The 6,901-nt window shown below is 75.0% G+C and carries 5 protein-coding genes and 1 pseudogene; 3 read left to right on the top strand and 3 right to left on the bottom strand.

What is annotated here, in order from left to right; genetic code table 11:
* Positions 1–390 (top strand): annotated as a pseudogene (locus F6X68_RS34480) (hypothetical protein); the annotation flags it as partial.
* A 264-nt stretch (positions 391–654) separates the two neighbouring features.
* Here the strand turns inward: F6X68_RS34480 and F6X68_RS28845 are convergent.
* Complete coding sequence (locus F6X68_RS28845; RefSeq protein ID WP_151457208.1) at positions 655–2,682, bottom strand: endo-1,4-beta-xylanase; 2,028 nt, start codon at positions 2,680–2,682, stop codon at positions 655–657.
* A gap of 292 nt (positions 2,683–2,974) precedes the next feature.
* Between F6X68_RS28845 and F6X68_RS28850 the strand changes: the two genes are divergently transcribed.
* Complete coding sequence (locus tag F6X68_RS28850; RefSeq protein ID WP_151457209.1) at positions 2,975–3,514, top strand: DUF1697 domain-containing protein; 540 nt, start codon at positions 2,975–2,977, stop codon at positions 3,512–3,514.
* Positions 3,515–3,600: 86 nt separating this feature from the next.
* On the opposite strand, the gene F6X68_RS28855 is transcribed toward F6X68_RS28850, so the two are convergent.
* Positions 3,601–4,590, bottom strand: a complete 990-nt coding sequence (locus F6X68_RS28855; RefSeq protein ID WP_151457210.1) for an MBL fold metallo-hydrolase — start codon at positions 4,588–4,590, stop codon at positions 3,601–3,603.
* A 155-nt stretch (positions 4,591–4,745) separates the two neighbouring features.
* On the bottom strand, positions 4,746–5,660 hold the full coding sequence (locus F6X68_RS28860; RefSeq protein WP_151457211.1) for a serine hydrolase: 915 nt from the start codon (positions 5,658–5,660) through the stop codon (positions 4,746–4,748).
* 181 nt (positions 5,661–5,841) lie between these two features.
* Here F6X68_RS28860 and F6X68_RS28865 point away from each other — a divergent pair, with 181 nt between their 5' ends.
* The gene (locus F6X68_RS28865) at positions 5,842–6,798 is read left to right on the top strand and encodes a LysR family transcriptional regulator (RefSeq protein WP_151457212.1); all 957 of its coding nucleotides are present in this window, start codon (positions 5,842–5,844) and stop codon (positions 6,796–6,798) included.
* The last annotated feature ends 103 nt before the right edge of the window (positions 6,799–6,901 follow it).

A 6,901-nucleotide genomic window follows, 5' to 3' on the forward strand; every position in this document is an offset into this window, starting at 1 on the left:
ACCGCCCCCGCCGGGCACCCGGCCACAGCACGCGCCGACCGGCCCAGTCCCGCCGGGCAACCGGCCGCCGAATCCGCCGACGGGACTGCCTCCGCCGGGCAGCCGGCCACCGAATCCGCCGGCCGGGGCGGGGCCCCCGCGCGCCCGTCAGCCCGGCGGGCGGCGTCCGCGCCGGACCCGGTGGCGGCCCGGGCCGCGCTGGCGTCCATGTCCCGCCGCGACGACGGTACGGCGTACCTCTCCGGCTGGACCGCCCGCGACCTGCGGGTGCTCGCCGCGAGCCTGGAGTTGCGCGGCGTCGGCGGGCTGCGGAAGGCGGACCTGGTCGCCCGCATCGTCGACCGCACCATCGGCTTCCGCCTCGCCTCCGCCGCCATCCGCCGGCTCTGACGCCGGACCCCGCCTTCCGCCGGCTCTGACGCCGGACCGGAGCGGACGGCGTCTCCGGCATCCGTGGGGGTCCCGGCCCGGCTCCGCCGCGCCGTCCGGGCGCCGGACACGGCGATGGCCGGGCCTGCCCGGCCCGGCCATCGCCCACCGTCGCCCGCTGACACCTCGGGTACGGCCCTTCCACCAGACACCGTCGCGCTGGTACGGCGGCCGGCCACCGACCGGAGGCGGGCAGGTCGGGCGGCGGTACGACGGGCCGGTGGGTCAGCCGGTCGCGCAGGCCAGTCCGTCGAGGGTGAAGTCGGCCGGGCGGTCGTTGCTCGTGGACCACCCGGCGAGGAAGCCGAACTCGACCGTCCCGCCGGCGGGCAGGACGGAGTTCCAGGACGTGGGGGTGACCGACACGTCCGGGCCGTCCTGCCGGACCGTGCCGTTCCAGAGCTGGCTGATCCGCTGCCCGTCCGGGAACCGCCAGCGCACCGTCCAGCCGTCGTGCGCCCGCCCGCCGGTGTTCGTGATCCTGACGCTCGCCTGGAAGCCGCCCGGCCACTGGTTGGAGACGGTGTACGTCGCCCGACAGGCGTCCGGCCCCCCGGTCGGCGAGACCGTCGGCGAAATGGTCGGGCTGACGGTCGGCGAGACCGTCGGGCTGGCGGTTGGCGAGACCGTCGGGCTGACCGTCGGCGTCGGGGTGGGGTTGATCCGGGTCGGGTCGACGATCCCCCAGTACGCCGACTTGGCCTGGAGTTCCGTGTCGAACAGCAGCGGCGCGTCCTTGCGGGCCACCGGGAAGGTGTCCAGCCAGGTGTCGTCGTCCGCCAGCCCCCACAGGGTCACCGAGGTCAACTCGTCGGCGTAGCGGCGGTAGAGGGCGAACAGGTCCCGGTACCGGTACGCCTGGGTCAGCAGCCGGTCGGCCGGCGGGGTGGGGAAGGACTCGCTGCTGTCTACGTAGATGCTGACGTCCATCTCGGTGACCTGCTGCTCCACCCCGAGCGGGACGAACGCCTGGAGCATCGCCTCGGTCTCGGCGATCGACGGCCACTGGACGTTGACGTGCATCTGGTGCCCGACGCCGTCGATCGGCACCCCTTCGGCGCGCAGCTGGCTCACCAGGTTGCGCAGCTTGTCGCGCTTGGCCGGCACGTTGGTGTTGTAGTCGTTGATGTAGAGCTTGGCCGTCGGCGCGACCTCCCGGGCCACCCGGAACGCGGTACGCAGGTAGTCCAGCCCGCTGATCTCGTACCAGCGGCTGCGCCGCAGCCCGTCGGACTGGTTCTCGTCGACCACCTCGTTGGCGACGTCCCAGACCCCGATGGCGTCGCCGTAGCGGCCGACGACCGCGCGGATGTGCGCCTCCAGCCGGGACAGCAGCAGGGCCTTGTCGGCCGGGTCCGAGGTCAGCGGGGTGCCGTCGGTGTCGGTGAAGACCCAGGCCGGGGTCTGCTGGTGCCAGACGAGGGTGTGTCCGCGTACCGCCAGGTCGTTGTCGGTGGCGAAGCCGACCTGCGCATCGGCGTCGCCCCACCGGAAGGTGCCCTCGGCCGGCTGGGTGGCGTCCCACTTGAGCGCGTTGCCCGGGGTCACCGTGTCGAAGTGCCGGCGCAGCAGGGTGGCCTGGTCGCCGATGATCTGCCGGTTGCCGATCGCCGCCCCGATCGGGAAGTCGGCGGCCAGCACCTCACGCAGGGCCGGGATGTCGGTCTGCACCGGCTTGGTCGGCTGGGACGCCATGGTGAAGTCGTCGATGTGCAGGTCGGCGGTGCCGCTGGCGGTCTCCACGTACGCCGACAACCCGTCCACGTCGTGCGCGAGCACGTACGTGCCGGTGAGCCGGACCCAGGCATCGGCGGTGACGGCGGTGTCGCCCACCACCTGGTCGTAGGCGGAGGTGCCGCCGGAGTCGCGTTGCACGCTGAGCCGGACCTGGCCGGGCGACTGGCCGGCGGCGAGCCGCACCCACACCGTCAGCGTGTAGCGGGTGCCCTTGACCATCTCGTCGAGCAGGTCGAGGGCGGGGCCCTGCCAACTCGCGGTGCGGCCGGAGGCGAGCAGGCTGCGGGTGCCGCCGTGGGCGACGGCGGTGCTGACCGCGACGGTCTCCCCGGCCCGGGGCCGGAAGCCCTCGGTGGTGCCGTCCTCGAAGGTGGCGTCGAGCACCACGACGGGGTCGGCGGCGCGGGCGGGCGGGCTGGTCAGTGGAACGGCGGCGGCCACGGCGACGGTGGCGAGGCAGGCCAGGGCCAGCAGCCCCGGCAGAAGGCGGTGACGGCGCGTCCAGGGAGCGCGCATGGCGGTGTCCTTCCGGTACGGATGGGTGCGCGCGGACCGCTGGGCGAGGTCTCTCGCTTGGGGCGGTCGCACGCCGGTCGACCGGCATGAGCCCGCATGCCGGTGTCCGTGGTCCCGCTCCGCTCGCGGCACCCGTTGCCGGGGGCCGCTGTCGAGAACCGATGGTACGGATCACGGACCCGGCACTCCAGCACGGAGTGCTGAGCGGCGGGCCCCGCCCCGGCGACGACGGCCGCGACCGACGTCGACCCACGCCCTAGGCTGGCCCGTACCGGCGGGTCGAGGAGGTCGTGTGGACAGGTGGGTCGCGTTGCTGCGCGGGGTCAACGTCGGCGGCGCGAAGGTCGCCATGGCCGACCTGCGCCGGCTGGTCACCGGCCTCGGCCACCACGACGCGCAGACGTACCTGCAGAGCGGGAACGTGGTCTTCGGCAGCACGGTGCGCGACGCCGACGCGCTGGCGCGGGGCATCGAGCGGGCCATCGCCGACGAGCTGGGGCTGACGGTGCCGGTGCTGGTGCGCAGCGGCCGGGAACTGGCGGCGGTGGCCGGCGGCAACCCGTACGCCGGGCGGGAGGACGACCCCACGCGGCTGATGGTGGTCTTCCTCGCGACCGCGCCCGACCCGGCCGCCGTGGCCGCCCTGACCGTGCCCGACGGCGAGAACGTGGCGTTCACGGTCGCCGGGCGCGAGGTATACCTGCACCATCCCGACGGCGGCTACGGCCGGTCGAGGTTCACCAACAACCACCTGGAGAAGAAGCTCGGCGTGGTGGCGACTACCCGCAACTGGCGCTCGGTGCGGGCACTGGCCGGTATGTCGACGGGCTGAGCCCTCGCCGTCCGGTCCCGCATCGGCGGCCGACCCGGGCGCGACGACGGGCCGGGGGCTGCCGCCCGCGGCCCGTCGCGCGTTGCTCAGAAGTGGTACGCGGTGTGGTACTCCGGCACGATCACCCGGCTGCGCGGCGAGACCCGGCGGATGGCGGCGAGGAACGCGTCCAGCCGCTCGCGGTCCGTCGGCGCCATGGGCACGGGGTTGCGCAGCTCGGTCTCGAAGTTGTCGAAGTGCACCGGCACCACGACCTTCGGCCGGTCCAGCGCGTCGAGCAGCCGCTCGGCGTAGTCGGCGGTGACCGTGGTGCTCGGCAGCGCCAGCATGGCCACATCGGGGGCCAGCCCGGTCAGGTTCCGCTCGGCGAAGTCGCTGGCGCCCATGAAGAAGACCGACGGGCCGCCGGGCACCCGTAGCTGGTACGCGAGGGTGTCGCCCTCGGGCAGGTCGGCGATGGTCTCCGGCTTCGCCGGCTGGCTGACCCGTACGCCGGGGAAGGCCATCGAGTACGACTTGTTGCGGCTGTGCAGGGAGCTGACCACCTCCACCGTGTACGCGCCGAAGTCCAGCACCTCCCCGCCCCGCACCGGGCTGAGCTGCCCCGACGGCAGCCCGTACGCCAGCCCGAGGTGGTAGGCGGTCAGCGTGCCGAAGACCCGGGCGCCGGTGCGGCCGGCGATGTGCGGCACGTCCATGTAGTGGTCCCAGTGGGTGTGCGTGACGAGCACCGTCTCGGCACGGTCCACCAGGGAGTCCACGACGTCGGTGCGCACCTCCAGCTTCTTGGTCTGGTCGAAGGCGCCCCTGAACAGCCCCGTGTCGATCCGACTGAGGAAGGGGTCGACCAGGACGGTCCGGTCGCCGACGTCGATGCGCCAGGCGGACGTACCCCACCAGCGGAAGCTGACCGGGCCGCTGCGGCGGCCGGCCGGTGCGGCGGCGACCGGCGCGGTGGCCGGCGGCGCGGCGTGTGCCGGGCCGGTCAGGGCGGCGCCGGCGAGCCCGCCGGCGGATACCAGCGCGGTGCTGGCGGCGGCGTCGCGGAGGAAGCGGCGGCGGTCGATGTTGGGCATGCGGAACTCTCCCCGTCGTGGTGCTGATCGGTCGGTGCCGAGCCAACCAGCACGACCCCCGCCAGGTCCAAGATCCATGCCCGACACGGTCGATATCCCGACGCATATCGGAGCAGCTCAGCGGGGTCGTCGGCACCGCCCTGCGGCCGACAGACTCAGCCGGCGCGCAGCCCCTCGACGGCGGCTCGGGCGGCCTGGCCCATCGCCAGGTCCACGTCGATGCGGCGGGTGGCGAGCTGCGTGGCGCGGACGAAGACGGCGACGGCGTACCGCCCGCCGTCGGGGTACTCGGCCACGCCCGCCTCCAGGTGCAGGCCCGGCAGGGTGCCGGTCTTGCCGGCCACCCGCACGCCCGGCGGGAAGCCGGCGGCCAGCCGGGTCCAGAAGAGCTGCCGGGCCATCCAGCCCCGGACCATCGCGCACGCCTCGGGCGGGCCGGCCTCGTCGCGCCAGATCAGGCCGAGCAGCCGGGTGATCTCCCGGGCGGTGCTCGACGTGGTGTGCGCGGGATCGAACATCCGCATCGCGCGGACCCGCTCGGGCGGCAGGGTGGGAAAGATCCGGGCGAAGTCCGCCTCCGTCCGCGCGCCGACGTCGGCGAGCATCGTCTCGACCAGGTGCCGGGGACCGCCGGCGATCCGGGTACGCGGCAGCCCCAGCTCGGCGGCGAGCATCGGCAGCACGTCCGCCCCGACCCGGCGCAGCAGCAGGTCGGCGGCGGTGTTGTCGCTGACCGACATGGCGAAGTAGGCCAGGTCCCGCAGCGACACCTCGGCGTCGTCGGCGCAGCCGGCGATCCCCCACCCGCCGAGCCGGTCGTCGGCGGTGACGAGGACCCGTTCCCGGGGGTCGAGCTGGCCGGCGACCACCTGCCGGGCGAACTCCAGCACCAGCAGCACCTTGAAGATCGAGGCGATCACCACCTGCTCGTCCGCCCGGACCGCCACCTCCAGCCGGCCGCCGGGCTCTCCCGGACCGGCACCGCCGCCGGCCGCGTCGAGGTCGACGACGTGCAGGCAGCCGGTGACCCCGGCCCGCTCGAAGATCTCCACGATCCGCTCCGCCACCACACTGCGCACGGTAGCCGCTGCCCCGCCCCCGCCCACCGCGCGCCCGCTGGACGCAGCGCTCGGCCGCTCGGCCGCTCGGCCGCTCGGCCGCTCGGCCGCTCGGCACACCAGATCTTGGTAGAAAAGTGCCCCCCGAGGGGCGCTTCGGTACCAAGATCTCGCGCTGGCGTAGGGTCCGGCCGTGGACCTGCTCCGGCACCTGCGGCACTTCGTGGTGGTCGCCGACGAGCTGCACTTCGGGCGGGCGGCCGAGCGGCTCGGCATGGCCCAGCCGCCGCTGAGCCAGTCGGTGCAGCGCCTGGAGCGGGAGTTGGCGGTCGAACTGTTCGACCGGTCCCGGCGGCAGGTGCGGCTGACCACCGCCGGCCAGTTGCTCGTCGGCGAGGCCGAGGAACTGCTGGCCGGGGAGGGCCGGCTGCGCAACCTGATGCGCCAGGTGCGCGACGGCGTGTCGGGGGTGCTCCGGGCGGGGGTGCCGCCGGAGACACCGGCCGTGACCCTGCGCGAGCTGCTCGACCGGCTGGCCGAGCGCGCCCCCGGGCTCGACGTCGACCTGCACGAGCTGACCAGCGGCGAGCAGGAGCGGATGCTCAGCGAGGGGCGGCTGGACGTCGGCCTGCTCCACCATCCCGTCACCGACGACGGGCTGCGCCTCGGTGCCGCCGTCGACGTACCGCTGGGGGTGCTGCTGCCGCGCGCCTCGGCGCTGGCCCGGGGACGGGAGGTCGAGCTGGCGGCGCTGGCCGGACTGGACCTGGTGACCGCGCCCCGGGCCACCGCGCCCGGCTGGCACGACCACCTGCTGGAGGTCTGCCGCCGGCACGGGTTCACGCCGGGGCGGGTCCGCCCGGCGCGGAACCCGGAGTTCCTCTTCGGGTTGGTGCTGGCGGGCGGCGGGGTCGCGGTCGAGCCGGCGGCGACGGCGCGCCGGGAGCCCCGGATCGCCTGGCGGCCGGTCGCCGGGTCGCCGCTCGTCCGGCGCACCTCGGCGGCCTGGCCGCGCCGGGCCGCGCACCCGGCCGCGCCGATGTTCGGGCAGCTTGCGGCGGAGGTGCTGGCCGACGGGTCGGAGCCCCCGGCGCCGCCGCCCGGGCCGGCGCCCCGCCCCTGGCCGGTGCTCTTCGACGAGCCGGCCTGATCACCGGTTGGAAGGCCCCGATCAGGGGTACGCCGAGCGGATCACCGGGCTGGACCGGGGCGAGGCCGGCCGGCAGGGCCCGAACCCGGACACCTTCGACTAC

The sequence above is a fragment of the Micromonospora sp. AMSO12t genome, assembly GCF_008806585.1.
GTDB classification, from domain to species: domain Bacteria; phylum Actinomycetota; class Actinomycetes; order Mycobacteriales; family Micromonosporaceae; genus Micromonospora; species Micromonospora reichwaldensis.

Bases quoted from the DNA above. Each gene is read 5' to 3' on its own strand.
- F6X68_RS28845 (WP_151457208.1), bottom strand. From the start codon at position 2,682: ATGCGCGCTCCCTGGACGCGCCGTCACCGCCTTCTGCCGGGGCTGCTG.
- F6X68_RS28855 (WP_151457210.1), bottom strand. From the start codon at position 4,590: ATGCCCAACATCGACCGCCGCCGCTTCCTCCGCGACGCCGCCGCCAGC.